Below are 23388 nucleotides of genomic sequence, written 5' to 3'. Positions count from 1 at the left end.
TCTACTCTCTGTCGGTCAGCTGCCAGGCGTCCTCGTCGGAGTCGCCCTCGACCTCAGGATAGCCCGCCGTCATCGCCGCGACAGGGTCGTTTCCGTAGCGGTCGTCCAGCTCGGCATCGACGCCGCCCCCGGCCGGTCCGAGCGCGGCGCCCGCACCGGCTCCCGCCGCCGCGGTCGGCGCGGCAGCTCCAGCGGGCGGCTCCTCGCCGCGGAGCCGCGCGATCACCTGCGGAAGCTGTTCCGCCGTTGCGAGCACGTCGCGGGCCTTGGACCCCTCGGACGGCCCGACGATCTCGCGGGACTCCAGCAGGTCCATGAGCCGGCCGGCCTTCGCGAAGCCGACGCGCAGTTTGCGCTGCAGCATCGACGTCGATCCGAACTGCGACGACACGACGAGCTCCGCGGCGGCGAGCAGGAGCTCCAGGTCGTCTCCGATGTCGGAGTCGATCTGCTTCTTCTCGGCCGACACCGTGACGTCCTGCCGGTACTCCGGCCGCGCCTGGCGGGTGACATGGTCGACGACCTTCTGGATCTCGTCCTCGTTCACCCACGCACCCTGCACGCGGATCGCCTTGGACGCGCCCATCGGCAGGAACAGGGCGTCGCCCTGGCCGATCAGCTTGTCGGCGCCCGGTTGGTCGAGGATGACGCGCGAGTCGGTGACGCTCGTCACGGCGAACGCCAGTCGCGAGGGGACGTTCGCCTTGATCAGTCCGGTCACGACATCCACCGAGGGTCGCTGGGTGGCGAGCACCAGGTGGATGCCGGAGGCACGGGCCAGCTGCGTGATGCGGACGATCGAGTCCTCCACGTCGCGCGGCGCGACCATCATCAGGTCGGCGAGCTCGTCGACGACGACGAGCAGGTACGGATACGGCTTCAGCTTCCGCTCACTGCCGGCGGGAAGGACGATCTCGTCGTTCACGACGGCGCGGTTGAAGTCGTCGATGTGGCGGAAGCCGAAGCTCGCCAGATCGTCGTACCGCATGTCCATCTCCTTCACGACCCACTGCAAGGCCTCCGCGGCCTTCTTCGGATTCGTGATGATGGGCGTGATCAGGTGCGGGACGCCGCCGTAGATGGTCAGCTCGACGCGCTTCGGGTCGATCAGCACCATCCGCACTTCCGACGGCTTCGCGCGCATCAGGAGGCTGGTAATCATCGAGTTGACGAAGCTCGACTTGCCGGAACCAGTGGAACCGGCGACGAGCAGGTGGGGCATCTTGGCCAGGTTCGCGACGACGAAGCCGCCGCCCACGTCTTTACCCACGCCGATCGTCATCGGGTGGACGCTCTTGGTGGCCGCGGGAGACCGCAGCACGTCGCCGAGCGAGACGATCTCGCGGTCGCTGTTCGGGATCTCGATGCCGATGGCGCTCTTGCCCGGGATGGGCGAGAGGATGCGGACCTCGTTGCTCGCGACCGCGTACGACAGGTTCTTGCTGAGCGCTGTGACGCGTTCGACCTTGACGCCCGGACCGAGCTCGATCTCGTACTGCGTGACCGTCGGGCCGCGCGAGTAGCCGGTGACCTTCGCGTCCACGCCGAACTGGGTGAGCACGGACGTGATGGCGGCGACGATCTCGTCGTTCGCGCCGGAACGCGTCTTCGCCGGCGTTCCGGCGGAGAGCATCGTCGCCGACGGGAGGTTGTAGGGGGCGGACGGCTCGGGGAGCGCCGGCGGGGCGACATCCTCATCGAAATCCTCGGCGCCGGCCTGGAAGCCGGGGAGCACGGCCGCGCCTCCGGCCGCCCCGCCCACGGGCGGGAGCGGCGCGACGGCCGTCGGCGGCTGCTCGCCGGTGAAACGCTGCAGCGCGTCCTCGGCGTTGGCGAGCTCGCTCAGCACCTCGGTGTTGTAGTGGTCGCTGGCCGGGTCGGGCTCGAGGGCGGTCGCGAACTCCCCCTTGCCCCGCTGGCCGGCGCCGAAGACCTCGGTGAGGCCGTCCGCCGGGGCGGCGTCGTATTCCGGGTCCTCTTCGCGCTGCGACTTGTTCCGGCGCCACCAGGGCAGGTTGGCCTCCTGCTCGGGCTCGTCGTCGACCCCGTCCAGCTCGACCTGCTTCGATCGGGCTTCCTTCGCCTCCTGGCGCTCGTCCTCCGTCGGAAGCTGCGCTCCGAACAGGTAGGCATACAGCTCACGGATGCGCTCGGGCAGCTTGTTCGGCGGCGTCTTGGTGATGATGAAGAGGCTGAGGATCAGCAGCAGGATGATGACGGCGCCCGCGCCGTACGGGGTGATCAGCAGCGACAGCGGGGCCGCGATCAGCCAGCCCAGCACGCCGCCGGCCTGCGCAAGAGCCGTGACGCCGTCGCTCGGAGACGGGTGCGGGCTGAACAGATGACACAGGCCCGAGACCATGAGCAGCAGGATGCTCAGGCCGATGCCGATACGGGTGTTGTCGTGCACGGAGCTGGGGTGCCGGAAGAGCCACGCGGCGAACAGCACCATGACGATCGGAAGAGCGAACGCGACGCGCCCGAAGAGCGCACCGAACGTCCAGGCGTCGAGCATGCGCGCGACCTGGTCGTTGATCAGGAACCACTCGATGACCGCCCCGGCGATGGCGAGCAGGACGAGGAAGAACGGAAAGCCGTCACGCCGTTCCTCTTTGGCCAGCTTCTCGGGACCGAGCGCACGGAAGGCGGCGCCGGTGAGGTGCGCGAGACCCATCCACGCGCGGATCAGCGGACTGGTCCCCGCATCGGCTGCCGGGTAGGCGACCGTCTTCTGCTGCGCGGTCTTCGACGCCGGCTTGCGCGCGGTCGACCCGCCGCGACCGGAGTTCCGGGCGCGTGAATTCGACTTGGTGCTCGTAGCCATGCCACAACGGTACGTCGTGCCCCCGTCATCACGCGGTTCCCGCGCCTGAGTTGTGGAAATCCGGCCCGGTCAGCGAACTGTGCGCACCATCGTGTCGGAGCCCTCCCCCGAGGCCACCGTCACGTAGCCCTCGCTGACGTAGAGACGCTGAGCGAAGTTGGAGCGCTCGACGCTGAGACTCAGTCGTGCGTGACCGCGCGCAGCGGCTGCGCGCGCCAGCTCACGGAGCAGCGCCCGGCCGACGCCCTGCGCACGCCACTGCGGGTAGACGCCCAGCGTCAGCTCGGGCACCCCGGCCGCGACGAAGCCGTAGCCGGGGTCGCTCGGCGAGAACAGCCGCGCCCAGGCGGCACCGACGGGCACACCATGGGCGTCCTCGGCCACGCAACCGAAGTCGCCCGGCCGCTGCCAGCCCGCGATGTAGTGGCGCACGGACGGATCGTCGAGGACGGTCACCCGCGGCCGGGTACGGACCGGGTTCCAGTTCGCGGCCTCCACCAGCATGTCCGCGAGCACCCGGGCGTCGCCGGGAACGGCGGGGCGGATGTGGAACGCGTTCATGGACGAACGTTACCCACCGTCGTGTTTCCGGCGGGTAACGATCCCGGCCGGCCGGCGCGAGGCCGGGTCAGGCCTCGATCACCAGCGGCACGATCATCGGCCGGCGGCGGTAGCTGGTGTTGACCCAGCGGCCCACGGTCCGGCGGACCACCTGGGACAGCGCGTGCGAGTCGCGGACGCCGTTGTGGGCGGCCTCCGACAGGGCGGCGGCGATCTTCGGCTTGACGTCGTCGAACACCGCGTCGTCCTCCGCGAAACCGCGGGCGTGCACCTCCGGTCCCGTCACGATGCGGCCGGTCGCGGCCTCCACGACGACGATGATCGAGATGAAGCCCTCCTCGCCCAGGATGCGGCGGTCCTTCAGGTCGGCGTCCGTGATCTCGCCCACGCTGGAGCCGTCGACGTAGACGAAGCCCAGGTCGAGCTGGCCCACCACGCGGGCGACGCCGTCGCGCAGATCGACGACCGAGCCGTCCTCCGCCAGAATCGTGTTCTTCTCCGGAACGCCGGTGTCCATGGCGAGGCGCGCATTGGCCACCAGGTGGCGGTACTCGCCGTGCACGGGCATGACGTTCTTCGGCTTCAGGATGTTGTAGCAGTAGAGCAGCTCGCCCGCGGCCGCGTGGCCCGAGACGTGGACCTTCGCGTTGCCCTTGTGCACGACGTTCGCACCGAGCTTGGTGAGCCCGTCGATGACGCGGTAGACCGCATTCTCGTTGCCCGGGATCAGGCTCGACGCCAGGATCACCGTGTCGCCGGGACCGACCTCGATCTGGTGGTCCAGGTTCGCCATCCGCGCGAGCACGGCCATGGGCTCGCCCTGCGATCCGGTCGACATGTAGACGATCTCGTCGTCGGGCAGGTCGGCGGCCTTCTTGTAGTCGATGAGCACGCCCTCGGGGACCTTGAGGTAGCCGAGCTCCGCCGCGATGGTCATGTTGCGGACCATCGAGCGGCCGAGGAGGGCGACGCGGCGGCCGTTCGCGGCGGCGGCGTCGAGCACCTGCTGGACGCGGTGGACGTGGCTGGAGAAGCTGGCGACGATGACGCGGCGCGGCGCCCGGGCGATGACGGCGTCGAGCACCGGGCCGATCGAGCGCTCCAGCGGCGTGAAGCCGGGGACGTCGGCGTTGGTGGAATCGGCGAGGAACAGGTCGACGCCCTTCTCGCCGAGGCGCGCGAAGGCCCGCAGGTCGGTGATGCGGTCGTCGAGCGGAAGCTGGTCCATCTTGAAGTCGCCGGTGTGGAGCACGACGCCGGCCGGCGTCGTGATGGCCACGGCGAGCGCATCCGGGATGGAGTGGTTGACCGCGACGAACTCCAGCGAGAACGGGCCGAGCTGCTCGACCTGCCCCTCCTTGACCGTCAGCGTGTACGGCTGGATGCGGTGCTCCTTGAGCTTCGCCTCCACCAGGGCCAGCGTCAGGCCCGAGCCGATCAGCGGGATGTCGCGCCGCAGCCTGAGCAGGTACGGAACGGCCCCGATGTGGTCTTCGTGGCCGTGGGTCAGCACGACGCCGACGACGTCGTCCAAGCGGTCGCGCACGGGCGCGAAGTCGGGGAGGATGAGGTCGACGCCCGGCTGGTCCTGCTCGGGGAAGAGGACGCCGCAGTCGACGATGAGGAGCTTTCCCTCGTATTCGAAGACGGTCATGTTGCGGCCGATCTCACCGAGACCGCCCGTCGGGATGATGCGGAGTGTTCCGGGTTCGAGCGCGGGAGGCTCGGCGACGAGGTTGGGCATGTGCCCTCCTATTTCTGTGTTCTTCGCGGGGCTTCGCGCGCCCGCCATGTGTTCGACCGCCTGTGCGGTCGTCAGCGTGTGGTCCCGGCGATCTTCGGGAGCGCACCGCCCGCGGCCGCGTTGCGGTCGGGGCGGAAGTTCGAGAAGTCGACACCGGGGATGTCCTTGACGAGGTCGAGTTCGTCTTCGATCTGAGCGGCCTCCCACTCTTCGGGCCCGACGAGCGGCAGACGCACGCGGGGGCTCGAGATGCGGCCGAGGCCGTGGAGGATGTACTTCGCAGCAACCGTACCGGGCACGTGCGTCATCACGGCGCGCACCAACGGTTCGAGTTTCATGTGGGCGGCGGTGGCGGTCGCCAGGTCGCCGGCGTTCACCGCATCCACGATCTGGCGGTACGGGGTCGGGGCGATGTTCGCCGTGACCCCGATGAGTCCGCTCGCGCCGATCGAGAGGTGCGGGAGCACGTTCGCATCGTCGCCCGAGAAGTACATGAGGTCGGTCTGGTTGAGCACGCGGCTGACCTCGCTGAAGTCGCCCTTCGCGTCTTTGATCGCGAGCACGTTGGGGTGCTTCGCGATGCGGAGGATGGTCTCGTACTTGATCGGCACGCCGGTGCGGCCGGGGATGTCGTAGAGGATGACGGGAAGGTCGGTCGAGTCGGCGATCATCCGGAAGTGGGTCAGGATGCCGGCCTGCGTCGGCTTGTTGTAGTACGGGGTGACGACCATGACGCCGTCGGCCCCCGCCTTCTCGCTCTGCTGGTACAGCTGGATGGCGTGGGCGGTCTCATTGGACCCGCCGCCCGTGATGATCTTGGCGCGGCCGTCGGCGACCGACTTGCCCACTTCGACCAGGCGGAGCTTCTCGGGGTCCGTCAGCGTCGAGGTCTCCCCCGTCGTGCCCGTGACCACGATGCCGTCCGCCCCCGCGCGGATCACGTCGTCGATGTGCTTCTCGACCGCCGCCCAGTCCACTTCGCCATCGGCGGTGAACGGGGTGACCAGGGCGACGAGGACCTGGCCGAACGGATTCGCGGAAGCAGCCATGGCACAAGGCTATCGGGTCGCCGTCACGGGAGGTCACATTAGCTGCGCTGTCCACAGCGTCGGCGTAGCGTCCCGAGCTGTGAACGGATTCGCGGCTCTCGGCATCCTGCTCGGGCTCGTCGCCGTCGTCGCGGCGGCCGGGCTCCTCTGGCGCGCGACCACCGGGCGGGCGCGCACAGTGCGCGTCCACGACGTCGTCATCCCCGCCGAGGTGGGCGTCGACGGCTTCGGCGGCCGCGCCACCCTCCTGCAGTTCTCCACCGAGTTCTGCGCGCCCTGCCGCTCCACCGCCCGCGTGCTCGACGACGTCGCCGCCGACGTCGACGGCGTCACCCACACCGAGGTCGACCTCACCGACCGGCCTGAGCTCGCCACCCGCTTCGGGATCCTCCAGACGCCGACGACCCTCGTCCTCGACGCCACGGGCGCTGTCCGCGCCCGGATCGGCGGCGCCGCCCGCCCGGCCGACGTCCGCCTCACCCTCCACCGCATCCTCGGGAGTGACCATGTCTCAGCCTGATCCGTCCGCTCGCACCGGCATCGACCCGCGGTCGCCGCGTTTGGGCGCGGGGATCACCGCGGTGCTGCTGCTGATCGACCTCTTCCTCTCGCTCGTCGGGGCGACGACTGCCGCCGCGGTACTGCTGCTCGTCATCGCACTGCTCTTCGCCTGGGGCGCCTTCGCGGGCATCCGCCGCCATCCGTACGGCGTGCTGTTCCGCGCGGTCATCCGGCCCCGGCTCACGCCTCCGACCCAACTCGAGGACCCGGCGCCCCCGACCTTCGCACAGGCGGTCGGGCTGCTCGTCACCGGCGTCGGCCTCGTTCTGTACGTGTCCGGTGTGCCGCTCGCCCTCCCGATCGCGGCGGCGCTCGCCTTCGCCGCCGCCTTCCTCAACTCGGTGTTCGGATACTGCCTGGGCTGCCAGCTGTACCTGTTGCTGGTGCGCGCGCGGCTCATCCGGCGCCGCGCCCAGGCCTGAGCGAGCGGCCCAGCCGGGAATCCGCCCAGCACCCGGTGACGGTGTCGGAACCCGTCAGTAGGGTGGGAGACGCCCGGCCGCGCTCGGCGGCGGGGCGTCACGAGGAGGTCTTCATGGCAGTCACCAGCGCATCCACCACCGTCTGGAACGGCGATCTGACGAGCGGCTCCGGAACGGTCACGCTTGACTCGTCGCACGCGGCGGAACTGGCCGTCAACTGGAAGGCCCGCTCGGAGGGCGGAGCCGAGGTCACGACCCCGGAGGAGCTGCTCGGGGCGGCGCACGCCGCCTGCTTCTCGATGGCCTTCTCGAACGTGCTCGCGCAGTTCGGCAACGCGCCGGAGAGCATCCGCACCACCGCCGCGGTCACCTTCGACCCCGCTCAGGGCATCACCGGCAGCCACCTGACCGTCACGGCGACCGTTCCCGGCCTGTCCGAGGACGACTTCCAGCGGCTCGCCGACGAGGCCAAGAGCACCTGCCCGGTGTCGCGGGCGCTGGTCGGCATCCCGATCACGCTCGACGCGTCGCTCGCCTGATCCGCCGGCGGCCGGACATGCGCGTGCTGCTCGCCGGGGCCTCCGGCATGATCGGCGGCGAGCTGCGCCGTCAACTGGCCGCGGCCGGACATGAGACACGGAGGCTGGTGCGCCGCGAGCCCTCCGCTGCCGACGAATTCCGCTGGGCGCCTGAGGAGCGGGCCGTCGACCCCGCGCTGTTCGACTGGGCGGACGCGGTGGTCAACCTTTCCGGCAGTTCGCTGCAGCATCTGCCCTGGACACGCGCGACCAAGCGACGCATCCTGTCGTCACGGCTCCAGACCACGGGAACTCTTGCCGAGGGGATGCGCCGAGCCGACTCCCCGCCCGACGTGTTCGTCAGCGGCTCAGCGGTCGGCTACTACGGCGATCGCCCCGGCCAGCAGCTGACCGAGGCGGCGACGAAGGGGCGGGGATTCCTCGCCGACGTGGTCGACGCCTGGGAGGCGGCGGCCCGGCTCGCGCCCTCGTCCACCCGGGTGGCGTTCGCGCGCACCGGCGTCGTGATCGGCCGCGGCGGCGCTCTGAAACCGCTGCTCCCGATCGCCAAGGCGGGACTCGCCGGGCCACTCGGCGGCGGACGCCAGCACTGGCCCTGGGTGAGCCTGCACGATGAGGCGGCAGCGCTCGTCCACCTGCTGACCTCGTCGCTCGACGGGCCGGTCAACATCGCCGGGCCGACGCCCGCGACGGCCGGAGAGATCGTACGCGCACTCGCGCAGGCGGTGCGGCGGCCGTACCTCCTGCCGGTGCCGAAGTTCGCGATCGAGCTGGCGCTTCAGGACGCGGGTCGCGAACTGCTGCTCGCGGATCAGCTGGTGGTGCCGAAGGCACTGCTCGACGACGGCTTCGAATTCCGGGATCCGACGATCGAGGACGCGATGGATCGGCTCGTCGAGGTGCGCGCGGCCTGAGGCAGTTGCACTCCCGCAGCCGGCATCCGGAGCCGGGTGCTCAGCGTGCCGCGGGACGTTCCGCCTTCGCCTGCGACCGTTCCAGCCGGATCGCCTGCCGCAGCGCCTCCCGTGCCCGGCGCCGGTCGCCGGACGCGTCGTAGGCGAGCCCGAGCCGGAACCAGGCGCGCCAGCTCTCCGGCTCCGCCTCCACCTGGGCGCGGTACCGCGGGAACTCCTCGTCCGCGGCGTCCCGGAGCGGACGGCCGCTTGCCCTCGTCGGCAGGTCTTCGACGGGAAGCGCGCCCTCCGCATCCAGCTGTCGCACCAGGCGCTCGGTGCGCGCGCCGAACAGCAGCTCCCGGCCGATCGCCCACGCGGCGACGAACGGGAGCACGATCAACGCGACGCCCATGGCGATGCCGACGGGCTCGCCGGTCAGCAGGAGCATGATCGCGCGCTGCGTGACCAGTACGAGGTAGACGAGGAGGAGGACGGCCATCAGGATGGCGGCCAGACGGTTTCTCATGGCGGCCGGTCCGTTATCGCGTCGGGTCGGTGCCGTCGTCGCCCGCATCGCGGACGGTCGGACGCGGCGGTTCGCCGCTCGGCTCCGCGATCCCGAGGTCGACGAGCTTGTCGAGCCCGACCGTCACCCCGGTCGCGGTCGCGGCTGCACGCAGCGCGAGCAGGATGCCCGCCTCGTACGCCTCCGGGCCGATCGTGTCGTGGCGGATGGTCAGCTGCTCCCCCGCGCCGCCGAAGATCACCTGCTGCTGGGCGGCGACGCCGCGCATCCGGAGGCTGTGGATGGGCACGCTCGCGACCTGCTGACCGCGGGCGCGCTGGTCGGAGTGCGGTGCCTCCACCGGCCCCTTCGCCGCGCGTGCGGCGCCGATGAGCTCGGCGGTGCGCACCGCCGTGCCGGACGGCGAGTCGACCTTGCCCGCGCCGTGCGTCTCCACGATCTCGATGGAGTCGAAGAAGCGGGCGGCGACAGAGGCGAACGCCGTGCCCAGGGCGGAGCCGAGGGAGAAGTTGGGGATGACGACGGCGCCGCGTCCTTCGTGCGCGGCGACGCGTCGCTCCAGGTCGAGGATGCGGTCCGCCGACCAGCCGGATGTGCCCACGAGCACATTGAGGCCGTGATCGACCGCGAAGGCGACGATCCCCGGACTGACCTGCGGCAGCGTCATGTCGACGAGGACGTCCGCGCCGAGCATGTCCTCCAGCGGCGAGCGGGAGTCGAGCTGTGCGACGAGCTCGAGGTCGTCGGCCTCCTCGATGAGGCGGACCGCCACGCTTCCCAGTTTTCCGGTCGCCCCGGCGACGGCCACGCGAATGCTCACCCGATCAGCCTACCCGCGGGCCGCGTTACGCTGGGCCGATGGTGTCTTTCGCAGACGTCGCCGTCACCGACGCGACCGCCCACCGGATGCTGTCCGACTACTTCGCCGAGCGCGCCGAGACGTTCCCGAGCTCGCAGGGCGCGTACCGCACGTCGTTCCCGGACCCGAGCCAGTTCGTGGCACCGAACGGCGTCTTCCTGCTCGCCTACGACGAGGGCGTCGAGGTGGGATGCGGCGGAATCCGCGAGCTGCGCGTCCCGCTGTCGGAGGTCGAGGAGGGCGTGCCGGTCGTGCGCTACGAGATCAAGCACCTGTGGGTGACGCCGACACAGCGCGGCAACGGATACGGCCGGGCGATCCTCGCCGAGCTGGAGCTGCGCGCCCGCGGCTTCGGTGCGACCGAGCTGGTGCTCGACACGAACGCGAGCCTGGAGGCCGCGGGCGGCCTGTACCGCTCGCACGGCTACGAGCCGATCCAGCCGTATAACGACAACCCCAACGCGACCGACTGGTTCCGCAAGCCCCTCGGCTGAAGCCGACAGCTCCTGAGTTTTTCGGCGAAGTCGGGGCTCAGAGACCCAAAAAGTCAGGAGCTGTTCGCTGCTCAGGCGGGGCGGGTCAGACCGGCTGCAGCTCGGGGAGACCCGTACGCAGCTCGACGGGCAGGTGCCCGAGGTCGTTGTGCACCACCAGCACCGGCGGCTTGGCGGAGCGCACGCGGATGATCGTCAGGCCGCAGTTGGCCTGGTTGAGGCCCAGCCAGCGCCAGTCCGGCGCGTCGAACACGTGCCGCACGAACCAGCCGATCACGAAGTTGTGGGTCACCAGCAGGTCGTGCCGGTCGCCCATCGCCGGGGTGAGGAACTCGTGCACCGCGTCGTCCATCTGCGCCCGGCCCGCCTCGATCTCCGCCTCGGTCACCGGGCCGAAGAACGATTCGAACGCCTTCGGCATGTCCGGGGTCGGACCGGAGGGGATGCAGTCGAACAGCAGGCTCGACGGCTGCGGTTCGAGCGCCGGCATCCGCTCGGCCATGATCGCGGCCGTCTCGGCCGCGCGCACCAGCGGCGAGTGGTACATCGACGTGAACGGGATGCCGCTCAGCCGCTCGGCGACCAGCTGCGCCTGACGCTTGCCCCGCGGCGAGAGCGGGCCGTCCGGCAGGCCGTGCTCGGCATCCTGCTGCTCGCCATGGCGCACGAGGTAGATGTAGTGGGGCACGAGCGGGACCTTTCGGAGATGGAACGGAAGGAAGGGCGGGTCAGGAGGAGAGGCCGGCGAACACGTCGTCGGTGACGCTCCCCACCGCGGCGACGGAGATCGGCCGGTCCGCCAAATCGGCGGCGAGCGCGCGCACATCGTCGGCGGTGACGAGGTGGAGGCGCCGGAGGCTCTCATCGAGGTCGGCGAACTCGCCGAGTGTGATCTCGGCACGGCCGAGACGGGACATGCGGGTGTCGGAGTCCTCGAGGGCGAGGGCCGCGCCACCGGACAGCTGGCCGACCGCGCGGCGCAGCTCGTCGGGCGTCACGCCGCCGGACGCCAACCGCCGCAGCTCGTCGAGCATCAGCTCGGTGACCTGGCGGGCCTTCGCCGGCGTGCATCCTGCGTAGAGGCCGAACACGCCCGCGTCGGAGTACGAGCCGGAGAACGAGTAGACGGAGTAGGCCAGGCCGCGGCGCTCGCGGACCTCCTGGAACAGGCGGCTCGACATCCCGCCGCCGAGGATGGAGTTCAGCACGCTCATGGTCGTGCGGCGGTCGTCCGTGGCCAGGATCCCGGGCATTCCGACGAACACGTTGGCCTGCTCGTTGGGGCGCTCGACCGTGACGATGGGGCTCCCGCGGCGGATGTCGGCGGGCACCGACGGGCGGCGGTCGACCGGAGTGGCGACGAGCTCCGGATCCCAGCCCGCGGCGGCGAGCGCCCGCCCCACGCCGGCGACCAGCAGGTCGTGGTCGACCGCGCCCGCGGCCGTGACCACCAGGTCCTGCGGCCGGTAGTTCGCCCGGTAGTGCTCCCACACGCCGTCACGGCTCGCGGCACGGATGGTGTCGGGGCGGCCGCCGATGGGACGGCCCAGCGGGTGGTCGCCGAGGACGGCCTGGAACATCCGCTCGTTGGCGACGTCGGCGGGGTCGTCCTCCGCCATGGAGAGCTCCTCGAGGATGACGCCGCGCTCGTTCTCGAACTCGGCCGCGTCGAGCACCGACGATGTGAGCATGTCGCCGATGACCTCGACCGCCATCGCGAGATCCCGGTCCTGGACCTTCGCGTAGTAGCAGGTGTATTCCTTGGCCGTCATGGCGTTGTGCTCGCCGCCCACCGAGTCGAACGACACGGCGATGTCGAGGGCGGTGCGAGTGCGTGTGCCCTTGAAGAGGAGATGCTCAAGGAAGTGCGTGGAGCCGAGGGTGCCGGGATGCCCGGGCTGGCCGTCGCTCTCGTCGCGCGAGCCGACGGCGACCCAGTAGCCGAGTGTGGCGCTGCGTGCTCCGGGCACCTGCTCGCTGAGGATGCGGACTCCGCTCGGGAGCACCGTCCGCCGGACCAGCGCTTCGCCGGACGCCGCGAAGGTGAGGTCGGCCATACCGAGCGGGAGGTCGACTGCGCTGTTCATCCCTTCCACCCTACGCCAGAGCCGGCGGGATTCCGTGGCTAGGAAAAAGAGGACAAACAGACTCGTCTGTCTACGGCTATACTGTGAAAGCCATCGTGTCCGGTGCCCTGCGCCGGATGCGATCGGCCTACGAACAGCAACGCGGAGGCGCCCGATCCTCCCCCGAACAAGGAGTCGTGCCGGATGGTCGTAAGTGCCCGAGCGACCATCCGGCCGCCCGCGCCGTCGAAGGTCAAGATCCTCGCGACGGCGGATCAGCTCTTCTATCAGGAGGGCATCCACACCGTCGGCGTGGACCGCATCATCGCGGGCGCCCGGGTGACGAAGGCGACGTTCTACAAGCACTACCGGTCGAAGGACCTACTGATCATCGCCTACGTCGAAGGACGCGACCGCCAGGTGCGCGAATGGTTCGCCGAGCAGGAGGCCAAGCACGCGGATCCGCGTGACATCGCGCGCGCCCTCGTCGACTCGATCAACGAGCAGGCCGTCAGCCCCGGCTTTCACGGCGACCCCTTCATCAACGCCGCCGCGCAGTTCGCGGATGAGACGGACCCGGTCCGCGTCGCCGTGACGGCTCACCGCGACTGGTACGCGGACCGCATCGAGGAGCTCTTCCGCCAGATCGGCCACCCGCGGCCGGGAGACGCCGCGGACGACCTCATCCTCGCGCGCGACGGCGCCCTCGCCGGCGGCTACGTGGGCGACCCGATCGCCGCGGGCGCCGCGCTGCACCGGGCGCTCGACCGCATCCTCGGCGAGGTTTGACCGGCGCGACCCGAGCTGTGGGTCGCGACACGCCGCTATGCGACCCGAGTAACGGCGCGCTGCGGCCCACGTCTGCGCGGAGATGCGCGACGGGCGGGACGGGACGAGACGGTCGCGCCGGACGGGACGCGCGCTACTCGGAGACGCGGTCGAGGTCCAGCATCTGCGACCGGGTGAGGCGGATGCCCGCGGCGGCCATCAGCGCGTCGACCTGATCCGGCCGGCTGGCGCTGGCGACGGGTGCCGCGATCGTCCGCTTCGCGAGCAGCCAGGCGAGCGCGATGCTGGCGGGCGCCACGTGGTGCTCGGCCGCGATGCGGTCGAGGACGGCGAGCACGCGCTGGCCCCGACGGTTCACGTAGGCGGCGGCGCGGACGCTGCGCGCCCCGGCCGTCAGGTCGCCCTTGCTGCGGTACTTGCCGGTGAGGAAGCCGTTCGCCAGCGCATAGTACGGCATCACCGCGAGCCCCTGAGCAGCCGCGACGATGCGCGGGGCGCTCTCGAACTCGCTGCGGTGCATCAGGTTGTACTGCGTCTGGATGGCGACGAACTTCGGCAGGCCGGACGATGCCAGGATGCGCGCCTCGATCAGGCGGTCCGCACTGAAGTTGGATGCGCCCAGGTACCGCACCTTGCCGCTCTCGATCAGCCACTCGGCCGTCGCCAGGCTGTCCTCCAGCGGAGTCTCCGGGTCGTCCTCGTGGAAGTAGAGCAGGTCGATGTGGTCGGTCTGCAGCCGTTCGAGGGACGCCTCGACGGCGCGGATCATGCTCACGGAGCCGAGGCCCGGGTTGTCGTGGTGCCGCCCGACCTTGGTCGCCACGACCATGCGGTCGCGGTTGCGGCGCTCGCGCATCCACTTGCCGATGAGCACCTCGCTGCGGCCGCCGACGTAGCTGTCGGCCGTGTCGATGAAGTCGCCGCCCAGCTCGGTGAAGCGGTCGAGGATGGCGAGCGACGTGTCGCCGTCGGCCGTCCAGCCGAAGACGCTCGCGCCCAGCGACAGCGGGTACACCGCGAGGTCGCTCTCGCCGATGCGGCGGGGCGCGATGATCGACAGCGGGCCGGTGCTCGCGATCGCCGGGTCGACATCGATGACGCCGGTCGGCGGCTCGGCGGAGCCGGCGCGCGGGTCGGCGGCGGTGCTGCTGCGGAGGCCGACGGTCTCGAGCAGGCGCAGGGGTAGCAGCTGTGGCATGTCTCCCCCTCCCCCGCGACCTCCAACCGCCGCGTATCTCCGTTCTCCGCGAATCGACTGGTCTCGAATCGATTCGAGTACCTCGGATTCCCGATTGAACACTTGCAGCGTACGACATGCCTCCGACGTGCGAAGGACGAAACGGGTGAACCGTGGAGGAAAGCTAGGTCACAGTTTCATCACGAACGCCGGAGCACCGCCCGGGCGTGCGCGAGCACCGGTCCGTCGACCATCCGGCCCTCGTGCCGGAACACTCCTCCGCCCGCGTTCTCGGCCGCCGCGAGCAGCTCGCGAGCGGCCTGCACCTCGGCCGGAACGGGCCGGTAGGCGGCCCGGATCGTCTCCACCTGACCGGGATGGATGCACGCCGTCGCCGCGAACCCGACGGCCACCGCGTCCTCCGCCTCGGCCGCGAGCCCCTCGAGGTCGGCGATGTCGAGGTGCACCGTGTCGACGGCGTGGATGGATGCGGCGCCTGCCGCCAGCAGCACCGCCGACCGCGCATGGCGGGCGACGTCGCGGTACCGCCCGTCGGGGTGCCTGCTCGACGTGCCTCCGAGAGAGGCGACGAGGTCTTCTGCGCCCCACATCAGCGCGATCACGCCGGGCGCGGCAGCCAGCGACGGCGCCGCGAGCACGCCCGCAGCCGTCTCGCACAGGGCGATGACGGCGTAGTCGCGCAGCCCGTCGAGGTCGGACGGCCGCTCGGCCTTGGGCAGCATCACGGCGCGATACGGCGTCGCGGCGAGCGCCGACAGGTCGGCGTCGTGATCGGCGGTCCTGGCCGGATTGACCCGGACGATGACGCGCTCCGGGTCCAGCTCCGACGCCACGAGCGCCTCCCGCGCCGCGGGCCGCGTGGCCGGGTCGACCGCGTCCTCCAGGTCGAGGATCACCGCATCCGCCCGCTCAAGCGCTTTGGCGTAGCGCTCCGGGCGGTCGGCGGGGCAGAACAGCAGCGCCGGCCCCCACGGGAAGGTAGGCGCAGGGCCCTCGCTCACAGGATCTCGTCCGACCCGTCGCCTCCCGCTGCGCCCGGATCGGACGCGACCGGAGAGACGTCCCGGCACCACACCATCACCTGACGCGTCGCCGTGGCGACGACGACCCCGTCCTGGTTGCGTCCGGTGTGCTCGAGCGTGACGATGCCCTGCCCCGGCCGGGAGGCGGAGAGCCGCTTCGCGAGCACGACGGTCTCCGAGTAGAGCGTGTCGCCGTGGTGCAGCGGATGCGGGAAGGCGACCTCGCTGAACCCCAGGTTCGCGACGATCGTGCCCTGCGTCAGCTGGGTGACCGAGGCGCCGACGATCGTCGCCAGCGTGAACATGGAGTTCACCAGCCGCTCCCCGAAGGGCTGCCGGGCGGACCACGCGGCGTCCAGGTGCAGTGCCTGCGTGTTCATGGTCAGGGTCGTGAAGAGGACGTTGTCGGCCTCCGTCACCGTGCGCCCGGGCCGGTGCAGGTACCGCGTCTCCGGCTCGAACTCCTCGTAGTAGAGCCCGCGCTGCTCGATCTCCCTCATGCCGCCTCCTCCAGCTCAACGCGCAACGGTGCGCCGGTCGCGGCGACCACCTCGTCGACCGTGACGCCGGGCGCGACCTCGCGCAGCACCAGTCCGTCGTCCGTGACGTCGATGACGGCCAGGTCGGTGATGATCCGGTCGACGCATCCCGTGCCGGTCAGCGGGAGGCTGCACTCGGTCACGATCTTGGGCCGGCCTTCGCGGTCGACGTGCTCCATCATCACGATGAGTCGCTTGGCGCCGAAGACGAGGTCCATCGCCCCGCCCATCCCCTTCACCATCTTGCCGGGGATCATCCAGTTGGCGAGATCGCCGCGCTCCGACACCTCCATCGCGCCGAGGACGGCCAGGTCGACGTGTCCGCCGCGCACCATCCCGAACGACAGCGACGAGTCGAAGAAGGCGGCGCCGCGGTTCACCGTGACCGTCTCCTTCCCCGCGTTGATGAGGTCGGGGTCGACCGCGTCGTCGGCGGGGTACGGGCCGACGCCGAGCACGCCGTTCTCCGAGTGCAGGATGACCTCGACGCCCTCCGGGATGTAGTTCGGGATGAGCGTCGGCATGCCGATGCCGAGGTTGACGTACTGCCCGTTCTCCAGCTCGCGCGCCACCCGGGCGGCGAGTTCGGTGCGGCTGAGGCTCATCGTGCGCTCCCTTCGGCGACGGTGCGCCGTTCGATCCGCTTCTCCACGCCCGGCGCGTGCACGACCCGCTGCACGAAGATGCCGGGGCAGTGCACGGCGCCGGGGTCGAGCTCGCCCGGCTCCACCAGCTCCTCCACCTCGGCGATGGTGATGCGGCCGGCCATCGCGGCGAGCGGATTGAAGTTCATCGCAGCGGCGTGGAAGACGAGGTTGCCGTGCCGGTCGCCCTTTGCGGCGTGGACGAGGGCGAAGTCGGGGCGGAGGGATCGCTCCAGCACGTACTCGGCGTCGTCGAACGTTCGCACCTCCTTCGGCTCGCTCGCGACCGCGATGGAGCCGTCAGCGGCATAGCGGCGCGGGAGGCCTCCCGTCGCGATCTGGGTGCCGACGCCGGCCGGGGTGAAGAACGCGGGGATGCCGGCGCCGCCGGCCCGCAGCTTCTCGGCGAGCGTTCCCTGCGGGGTGAGCTCGACCTCCAGCTCGCCGGAGAGGAACTGGCGTGCGAACTCCTTGTTCTCGCCGACGTACGAGCTGATCATCTTGGCGATGCGGTGCTCGGCGAGGAGCAGCCCGAGACCCCAGTCGTCGACGCCGCAGTTGTTGCTGACTACCTCGAGGTCGGTGGTCCCGGCCTCGAGCATCGCCTGGATCAACGCGCTCGGGATGCCGCACAGGCCGAACCCGCCGACGGCGAGCGTACTGCCGTCCGGGATGTCGGCGACGGCCTCCGCGGCGCTTCCGACGGTCTTGTCGATCATGCGTCCTCCCCTTCGAGGGTCTCTCGCCATCAGCTCCTGAGTTTTTCCGGCGACACGCCGGGTGCTGCGCGGAAAAACTCAGGAGCTGTCGGCTGCGGATTCAGGTTAGGCGGAGAAGCCCAGCGCGCGCGAGATCACCATCAGCTGGACCTCGCTCGTGCCCTCGCCGATCTCCAGGATCTTCGAGTCGCGGTAGTGGCGCGCGACCGGGTTCTCGTTGAGGAAGCCGTAGCCGCCGAAGATCTGCGTGGCGTCGCGGGCGTTGTCCATCGCGGCCTCGCTGGAGACGAGCTTGGCGACGGAGGCCTCCATCTTGAACGGCTTGCCGGCCATCAGCTTGAAGCAGGCGTCGTAGTAGGCGAGGCGGGCGGTGTGGACGCGAGCCTGCATCCGGGCGATCCTGAAGGCGATGTACTGGTTCGATCCGATCGGCCGGCCGAACACGTTCCGGCTCTTGGCGTAGCGGATGGCCTCCTCCAGGCAGCCCTGCGCGGCACCCGTGCAGAGCGCGGCGAACGCCACGCGGCCCTCGTCGAGGGTCGCCACGAAGTTCGCGTAGCCGCGGCCGCGCTCCCCCAGCAGGTTCGCCTCCGGGACGCGCACGTCGGTGAGGGTCAACGGATGCGTGTCCGAGGTGTGCCAGCCGACCTTGTCGTACACGGGCTCCGCGACGAAACCGGGGGTGCCGGTCGGGACGATGATCGCCGACAGCTCCTTCTTCATCGATCCGTCCGCGCGCCGCTCCTCGCCGGTGACCGCCGTGATGGTGACCAGCCGCGTGATGTCCGATCCGGAGTTGGTGATGAACTGCTTGGTGCCGTTGATCACCCACTCGCCGTCGTGCAGCTCGGCCGTGGTCTTCGTGCCGGACGCGTCGGAGCCCGCCTCGGCCTCGGTGAGCCCGAAACCGGCGAGCGCCTCGCCGCGGGCGAGCATCGGCAGCCACTGCTGCTTCTGCTCCTCGGTGCCGCTGCGGAAGATCGGCATGGCGCCCAGCCCGACGCCAGCCTCCAGGGTGACGCCGATCGACTGGTCGACGCGCCCCAGCTGCTCCACGGCGAGGCAGAGGGACAGGTAGTCCTTGCCCTGCCCGCCGTATTCGACCGGGAACGGGAGGCCGAACAGGCCCATCCGGCCCATCTCGGCGATGATGTCGTACGGGAGGCTGCGCTTGGTGTCGTACTCGTAGGCGGCGGGCGCGACGACCGTGTCGGCGAAGTCGCGGACCTCGTCACGGAGGCGGCGCTGCTCGTCGGTGAGCTGGAAGCCGGCGACGTCGGTGTCGTCGGATCCGGCGGCTTCGGCCGCGGGGCCGGTGGGGCGGGTCATCTGCATGGTCATGCGGGTCCTGTCTCTTGTGGTGACTATCGCTGTGCGGCGGCCGGTCGTGTCGGCGCCGCGTCCGCCTGCTGGGGCGGAACGTCGGAAGTGCTCGGGATGGGCGGAGTCGCGTCGGCAGCGTCCGCATCGTCCGTGTCCGCCTCGTCCGCGTCGACGCGGGCGACGAGCTGGTCGAGCCGCACCAGGTCGCCGGGCCCGACGTGCACCGCGACGACGCCGTCGACGGGCGCCACCAGGCGGTGCTCCATCTTCATGGCCTCGACCACGACGACCGTGTCGCCCGCGGCGACGCGCGCGCCGGTCTCGACCGGAACGGCGACGACGGTGCCGGGCATGGGCGAGCGGAGCTCGGGATGCGCGGCGAGCGACCCGCGGTCGACCGCGGCCAGCCGCTCGGCGAGGCGTGTCGCGCGGTCGCGCAGCCGCAGCGGACGGGAGCGGCCCTCGCGCGCCAGCCACACGGTGTCGCCGTCGCGGGCGGCGTCGAAGCGGATGGTCTCACCGTCGAGGTCGAGGAGGGCGACCGCGGGGCGCCCCGCGGCGTCCGGTTCGCGCAGGCGTAGGGAGGCGCGGCGGGCGTCGGGTGCCGACGCATCGGACCCATCCCGCACCACGGTGACCGTCGCATCCTCGACGGGTCCGCTCACGGATACTGCCACCCCGTCTACGTCGTACCGCACCGGTCGAGCCGGGCCGGGACGCCATCCCGTCGGCGCACCCCACACCGCGCCGACTCCGATCGGCGGCTGCTGCCAGCGCTCACGGTGGGCCAGCAGCGCCGCCGCGATCAGCTCCGGCTCGGTCACCGACGCGGGCGACCGCTCGGCGAAGCGGCGGTCGATGAGCGTGGTGTCCATCCGTCCGGCGAGGACGTCGTCGTCGGAGACGAGCCCGACGAGCCACGCCAGGTTGGAGACCGCGCCGAGGATGCTCGTGCCGGCGAGCGCGCCGCGCAACCGGGCGAAGGCCTGGTCACGATCCTCGCCCCAGGCGACGATCTTGGCGAGCATGGGGTCGTAGTCGGTGACGATCGGGATGCCCGCGACGATGCCGCTGTCGACCCGCACGCCGTCGCCCTCCGGCTCGCGCAGCGCCAGCACGTGGCCGGCAGCGGGCAGGAAGCCGCGCTCCGGGTCCTCCGCGTAGACGCGCGCCTCGACGGCGTGGCCGTTCAGTCGCACGTCCTCCTGCGCGAACGACAGCGGCTCGCCCGCGGCGATCCGCAGCTGCTGCTCGACGAGATCCAGACCCGTCACCAGCTCGGTGACGGGATGCTCGACCTGCAGCCGGGTGTTCATCTCCATGAAGAAGAACTCGTCCGGCGCCTCGGCCGACACCAGGAACTCGACCGTGCCTGCGCCCACATAGCCGACGCTCTCGGCGACACGGCAGGCGGCATCGCCGATGCGCGCTCTGGTCGCCTCGTCCAGCAGCGGTGACGGCGCCTCCTCCACCACCTTCTGGTGGCGGCGCTGCAGCGAGCACTCGCGCTCGCCCAGGTGGACGATCCCGCCGTGGCGGTCCGCGAGCACCTGCACCTCGATGTGGCGAGGGGAGGCGACCAGCCGCTCCAAGAACAGGGTGTCGTCGCCGAATGCGGCCGCGGCGACGCGTCGGGCCGCCCGCAGCGCCTCCGGGAGCTCGCCCGCAGAGCGCACGGCCTGCATCCCCTTGCCCCCGCCGCCCGCCGACGGCTTCACCAGCACGGGGAACCCGATGCGCTCGGCGGCGGCGATCAGCTCGTCGTCGCTGAGGCCCGGCTCGGCGATCCCGGGGATCGTCGGCACATCGTGCTCGGCGACCGCGTGCTTTGCCGTGATCTTGTCGCCCATGACCTCCAGCGCGTGGACGCCCGGGCCGACGAACACGATGCCCGCCGCCTCGCACGCCTCAGCGAGCGCCGGGTTCTCGGAGAGGAAGCCGTAGCCGGGGTGGACGGCCTCGGCGCCGGTGCGGCGGGCCGCATCCACGATCCGGTCGACATCCAGGTAGCTCTCGCGCGCGGCGGGCGGTCCGAGGCGCACGGCGACATCGGCGAGCGCCACATGAGGCGCGTCGCGGTCGGCGTCGCTGTAGACCGCGACCGAACGGATGCCGAGTCGCTGCAGGGTGCGGATGACACGGCAGGCGATCTCGCCGCGGTTGGCGACGAGGACGGTGCGGAAGGGAGTGGAGGTCACGCGATCACATCCGGAAGAGCCCGAAGGCGGTGTCGGGCAGCGGCGAGCGGGAGACGACGTCGAGCGCCAGACCCAGCACCGTACGGGTCTCGGCGGGGTCGATCACCCCGTCGTCCCAGAGCCGGGCGGTCGAGTAGTACGGGTTGCCCTGCTCCTCGTACTGGGCGGCGATCGGGGCGCGGAACGCGGCCTCGTCGTCGGAGGACCACTCCTCGCCGCGCGCTTCCAGCTGGTCGCGCTTGACGGTGGCCAGCACGCTGGCCGCCTGCTGGCCGCCCATCACCGAGATGCGGGCGGCGGGCCACATCCACAGGAAGCGCGGCGAGTACGCCCGCCCGCACATGGAGTAGTTGCCTGCGCCGAAGGACCCTCCGATCACCACGGTGAGCTTCGGCACACGCGCCGTCGCGACGGCGGTGACCATCTTGGCGCCGTTCTTCGCGATCCCACCCGCCTCGTAGTCGCGGCCGACCATGAAGCCGGAGATGTTCTGCAGGAAGAGCAGCGGGATTCCTCGCTGGTCGCACAGCTCGATGAAGTGAGCACCTTTGAGGGCGGACTCGCTGAACAGCACGCCGTTGTTCGCGACGATGCCGACGGGGTGCCCGTGGATGTGCGCGAAGCCGGTCACGAGGGTCGTGCCGTACTCCGGCTTGAACTCGTGGAAGCCGCTGCCGTCGACGATGCGCGCGATCACCTCGTGGACGTCGTAGGGCGCCTGCACGTCGACGGGGACGACGCCGTACAGCTCGACCGGATCGGCCGCGGGCTCGACGGACTCTTCGACGGACCAGGCGGGCGCAGCGGGCGGCGGGAGGGTCGCGACGATGTCGCGCACGATGGCGAGCGCGTGCTCGTCGTCCTCTGCCAGGTGGTCGACCACGCCGGAGGTGCGGGCGTGCAGGTCGCCTCCGCCGAGCTCCTCCGCGCTGACGATCTCGCCGATCGCCGCCTTCACGAGCGGCGGACCGCCGAGGAAGATGGTGCCCTGGTCGCGCACGATCACCGTCTCGTCGCTCATCGCCGGCACGTAGGCGCCGCCGGCGGTGCAGGAGCCGAGCACGGCCGCGATCTGCGGGATCTTCGCGGCAGACAGCCGGGCCTGGTTGTAGAAGATGCGGCCGAAGTGGTCGCGGTCCGGGAAGACGTCGTCCTGCATCGGCAGGAACGCTCCGCCCGAGTCGACCAGGTAGATGCAGGGAAGCCGGTTCTCCAGTGCGACCTCCTGCGCCCGCAGGTGCTTCTTGACGGTCATCGGGTAGTACGTTCCGCCCTTGACCGTCGCGTCGTTGCACACGACCATGACATGGCGACCCGCGACCAGGCCGATCCCGGCGATCACTCCCGCCGCGGGGCTCTCGTCGTCGTACATCCCGGTGGCGGCGAGCGGCGCCAGTTCGAGGAACGGGCTTCCCTCGTCGAGCAGCGCGTCGATGCGGTCGCGCGGCAGCAGCTTGCCGCGGGCGACATGGCGCTCGCGGGCACGCTCCGGGCCTCCGGCCGCCGCGACCGCCAGGCGCCGCCGCAGATCGGCGACGAGCTCCCGCTGGGCGGCGTCGTTCTGCTCGAACCGGGCGTCCGTCGCGGACGCCTCACTGGTCAGGGTCGGCATGCTGCTCCATGTCGTCGTCGACATCCGGTTAGTGGTCACTAACTCGGTTTTTAGGTTAGTGTTCATTAACCGAAAAGTCCAGTGTCGCCGATCGGGCGGCCCGACCCCGCGAGGACGATGACCCAGCCAAGCCCCGCCGCTCCCCTCGAACGGCCGACGCAGCGCAGCCAGGCCAAGGCCGACCGCCGTGCCGCGCTGCTCGAGGCGGCCGCGACGCTCTTCGCCGAACGCGGCTTCAACGGCGTGTCCATCGAAGACCTCGGCGCGGCCGTCGGCGTGAGCGGACCGGCGGTCTACCGCCACTTCTCGTCCAAGCAGGCCGTGCTGTCCGCCCTCCTCATCGGCGTCAGCGAGCGCCTCCTCGCGGGCGGTCAGGCGGTCGAGGGGGCCGCAGCGGATGCGGAGACGGCCCTGCGCTCGCTGATCGGCTTCCACATCGACTTCGCGCTCGGGGAGCCCGACACCATCCGCGTGCAGGACCGCGACCTCGACTCGCTCGACGACGCCGCCCGCCGCCAGGTCCGTCGGCTCCAGCGCCGCTACGTCGAGGTGTGGATGGGCGTGCTCGGCGCCCTACACCCGGCCCTCGCCGACGACGAGCTGCGCGTGCGCGTCCAGGCCACCTTCGGCCTCCTCAACTCGACGCCGCACACCGCGCGCGTCGGCACCCTGCAGGTCGCGCCCGGAATCGTGCGCCCCGTCCTCGAGCGCATGGCCTGGGCGGCCCTCACCTCCCCCTGACCGATATACGTGCCGAATGTGCGGAAACCGGCGCGCTTTCCGCACATTCGGCACGAATCTCC

General features: G+C 70.9%; 23 protein-coding genes. 7 read left to right on the top strand and 16 right to left on the bottom strand.

Going from position 1 to position 23388, the window contains the following annotated elements; genetic code table 11:
- Position 1: 1 nt before the first annotated feature.
- The 4 genes from ACF1AJ_RS01815 to dapA all read right to left on the bottom strand — a co-directional run bounded on the left by ACF1AJ_RS01815 (position 2) and on the right by dapA (position 6178).
- A complete protein-coding gene (locus ACF1AJ_RS01815; RefSeq protein ID WP_391505888.1) occupies positions 2-2824 on the bottom strand; it encodes a DNA translocase FtsK 4TM domain-containing protein in 2823 nt (940 codons plus the stop codon).
- Positions 2825-2893: 69 nt separating this feature from the next.
- Positions 2894-3385 carry a GNAT family N-acetyltransferase gene (locus tag ACF1AJ_RS01810; RefSeq protein ID WP_391505887.1) on the bottom strand — a complete coding sequence of 164 codons (492 nt, stop codon included), beginning with the start codon at positions 3383-3385 and terminating at the stop codon, positions 2894-2896.
- Positions 3386-3452: 67 nt separating this feature from the next.
- Positions 3453-5129, bottom strand: a complete 1677-nt coding sequence (locus ACF1AJ_RS01805; protein ID WP_309861696.1) for a ribonuclease J — start codon at positions 5127-5129, stop codon at positions 3453-3455.
- 71 nt (positions 5130-5200) lie between these two features.
- Positions 5201-6178 (bottom strand): 4-hydroxy-tetrahydrodipicolinate synthase, encoded by a 978-nt coding sequence (gene dapA, locus ACF1AJ_RS01800; RefSeq protein WP_391505886.1) that lies wholly within the window; start codon positions 6176-6178, stop codon positions 5201-5203.
- Between the two features lie 79 nt (positions 6179-6257).
- Between dapA and ACF1AJ_RS01795 the strand changes: the two genes are divergently transcribed.
- The 4 genes from ACF1AJ_RS01795 to ACF1AJ_RS01780 all read left to right on the top strand — a co-directional run bounded on the left by ACF1AJ_RS01795 (position 6258) and on the right by ACF1AJ_RS01780 (position 8614).
- The gene (locus ACF1AJ_RS01795) at positions 6258-6698 is read left to right on the top strand and encodes a TlpA family protein disulfide reductase (RefSeq protein WP_391505885.1); all 441 of its coding nucleotides are present in this window, start codon (positions 6258-6260) and stop codon (positions 6696-6698) included.
- Positions 6685-7161: a DUF4395 domain-containing protein gene (locus ACF1AJ_RS01790; RefSeq protein WP_391505884.1), complete on the top strand. Its 477-nt coding sequence runs from the start codon at positions 6685-6687 to the stop codon at positions 7159-7161. Before ACF1AJ_RS01795 ends, ACF1AJ_RS01790 begins: the two co-directional genes overlap by 14 nt.
- 113 nt (positions 7162-7274) lie before the next feature.
- The gene (locus ACF1AJ_RS01785; RefSeq protein WP_391505883.1) at positions 7275-7700 is read left to right on the top strand and encodes an OsmC family peroxiredoxin; all 426 of its coding nucleotides are present in this window, start codon (positions 7275-7277) and stop codon (positions 7698-7700) included.
- A gap of 17 nt (positions 7701-7717) precedes the next feature.
- A complete protein-coding gene (locus ACF1AJ_RS01780; RefSeq protein WP_391505882.1) occupies positions 7718-8614 on the top strand; it encodes a TIGR01777 family oxidoreductase in 897 nt (298 codons plus the stop codon).
- 40 nt (positions 8615-8654) lie between these two features.
- On the opposite strand, the gene ACF1AJ_RS01775 is transcribed toward ACF1AJ_RS01780, so the two are convergent.
- Positions 8655-9122, bottom strand: a complete 468-nt coding sequence (locus ACF1AJ_RS01775) for a tetratricopeptide repeat protein (protein ID WP_391505881.1) — start codon at positions 9120-9122, stop codon at positions 8655-8657.
- A gap of 13 nt (positions 9123-9135) precedes the next feature.
- A complete protein-coding gene (gene dapB / locus ACF1AJ_RS01770; protein ID WP_391505880.1) occupies positions 9136-9942 on the bottom strand; it encodes a 4-hydroxy-tetrahydrodipicolinate reductase in 807 nt (268 codons plus the stop codon).
- A 38-nt stretch (positions 9943-9980) separates the two neighbouring features.
- On the opposite strand from dapB, the gene ACF1AJ_RS01765 reads away from it, so the two are divergent.
- Positions 9981-10475 (top strand): GNAT family N-acetyltransferase, encoded by a 495-nt coding sequence (locus ACF1AJ_RS01765; RefSeq protein WP_391505879.1) that lies wholly within the window; start codon positions 9981-9983, stop codon positions 10473-10475.
- A gap of 85 nt (positions 10476-10560) precedes the next feature.
- Here the strand turns inward: ACF1AJ_RS01765 and ACF1AJ_RS01760 are convergent, their stop codons facing one another.
- Both ACF1AJ_RS01760 and ACF1AJ_RS01755 read right to left on the bottom strand, forming a co-directional pair.
- Positions 10561-11163 (bottom strand): histidine phosphatase family protein, encoded by a 603-nt coding sequence (locus ACF1AJ_RS01760; RefSeq protein ID WP_309861726.1) that lies wholly within the window; start codon positions 11161-11163, stop codon positions 10561-10563.
- 40 nt (positions 11164-11203) lie between these two features.
- Entirely contained in the window at positions 11204-12562 is a 1359-nt protein-coding gene (locus ACF1AJ_RS01755) for a M16 family metallopeptidase (protein WP_391505878.1), read from the bottom strand.
- A 183-nt stretch (positions 12563-12745) separates the two neighbouring features.
- Between ACF1AJ_RS01755 and ACF1AJ_RS01750 the strand changes: the two genes are divergently transcribed.
- Positions 12746-13330 carry a TetR/AcrR family transcriptional regulator gene (locus tag ACF1AJ_RS01750; protein WP_309861731.1) on the top strand — a complete coding sequence of 195 codons (585 nt, stop codon included), beginning with the start codon at positions 12746-12748 and terminating at the stop codon, positions 13328-13330.
- A gap of 133 nt (positions 13331-13463) precedes the next feature.
- On the opposite strand, the gene ACF1AJ_RS01745 is transcribed toward ACF1AJ_RS01750, so the two are convergent.
- The 8 genes from ACF1AJ_RS01745 to ACF1AJ_RS01710 all read right to left on the bottom strand — a co-directional run bounded on the left by ACF1AJ_RS01745 (position 13464) and on the right by ACF1AJ_RS01710 (position 22585).
- A complete protein-coding gene (locus tag ACF1AJ_RS01745) occupies positions 13464-14528 on the bottom strand; it encodes an aldo/keto reductase (protein ID WP_020077305.1) in 1065 nt (354 codons plus the stop codon).
- A 179-nt stretch (positions 14529-14707) separates the two neighbouring features.
- Positions 14708-15529: an HpcH/HpaI aldolase/citrate lyase family protein gene (locus ACF1AJ_RS01740; RefSeq protein ID WP_391505877.1), complete on the bottom strand. Its 822-nt coding sequence runs from the start codon at positions 15527-15529 to the stop codon at positions 14708-14710.
- Positions 15526-16050 carry a MaoC family dehydratase gene (locus ACF1AJ_RS01735; protein WP_089876426.1) on the bottom strand — a complete coding sequence of 175 codons (525 nt, stop codon included), beginning with the start codon at positions 16048-16050 and terminating at the stop codon, positions 15526-15528. The genes ACF1AJ_RS01740 and ACF1AJ_RS01735 overlap by 4 nt, the downstream gene beginning before the upstream one ends.
- The gene (locus ACF1AJ_RS01730) at positions 16047-16694 is read right to left on the bottom strand and encodes a CoA transferase subunit B (protein ID WP_391505876.1); all 648 of its coding nucleotides are present in this window, start codon (positions 16692-16694) and stop codon (positions 16047-16049) included. Before ACF1AJ_RS01730 ends, ACF1AJ_RS01735 begins: the two co-directional genes overlap by 4 nt.
- Positions 16691-17452 carry a CoA transferase subunit A gene (locus ACF1AJ_RS01725; protein WP_391505875.1) on the bottom strand — a complete coding sequence of 254 codons (762 nt, stop codon included), beginning with the start codon at positions 17450-17452 and terminating at the stop codon, positions 16691-16693. The genes ACF1AJ_RS01730 and ACF1AJ_RS01725 overlap by 4 nt, the downstream gene beginning before the upstream one ends.
- A gap of 105 nt (positions 17453-17557) precedes the next feature.
- Positions 17558-18793 carry an acyl-CoA dehydrogenase family protein gene (locus tag ACF1AJ_RS01720; protein ID WP_391505874.1) on the bottom strand — a complete coding sequence of 412 codons (1236 nt, stop codon included), beginning with the start codon at positions 18791-18793 and terminating at the stop codon, positions 17558-17560.
- A 23-nt stretch (positions 18794-18816) separates the two neighbouring features.
- Positions 18817-20973 (bottom strand): biotin carboxylase N-terminal domain-containing protein, encoded by a 2157-nt coding sequence (locus tag ACF1AJ_RS01715; protein WP_391505873.1) that lies wholly within the window; start codon positions 20971-20973, stop codon positions 18817-18819.
- Between the two features lie 4 nt (positions 20974-20977).
- Entirely contained in the window at positions 20978-22585 is a 1608-nt protein-coding gene (locus ACF1AJ_RS01710; RefSeq protein ID WP_391507413.1) for a carboxyl transferase domain-containing protein, read from the bottom strand.
- A gap of 117 nt (positions 22586-22702) precedes the next feature.
- Here ACF1AJ_RS01710 and ACF1AJ_RS01705 point away from each other — a divergent pair, with 117 nt between their 5' ends.
- Positions 22703-23326, top strand: a complete 624-nt coding sequence (locus ACF1AJ_RS01705; RefSeq protein ID WP_391505872.1) for a TetR/AcrR family transcriptional regulator — start codon at positions 22703-22705, stop codon at positions 23324-23326.
- Positions 23327-23388 lie beyond the last annotated feature (62 nt).

Origin of the sequence: Leifsonia sp. NPDC014704, from assembly GCF_043083605.1 — a bacterium.
GTDB lineage: Bacteria > Actinomycetota > Actinomycetes > Actinomycetales > Microbacteriaceae > Leifsonia.
Note: the sequence above shows the minus strand (reverse complement) of the source record. Positions and strands in the feature narration are given on the sequence as shown.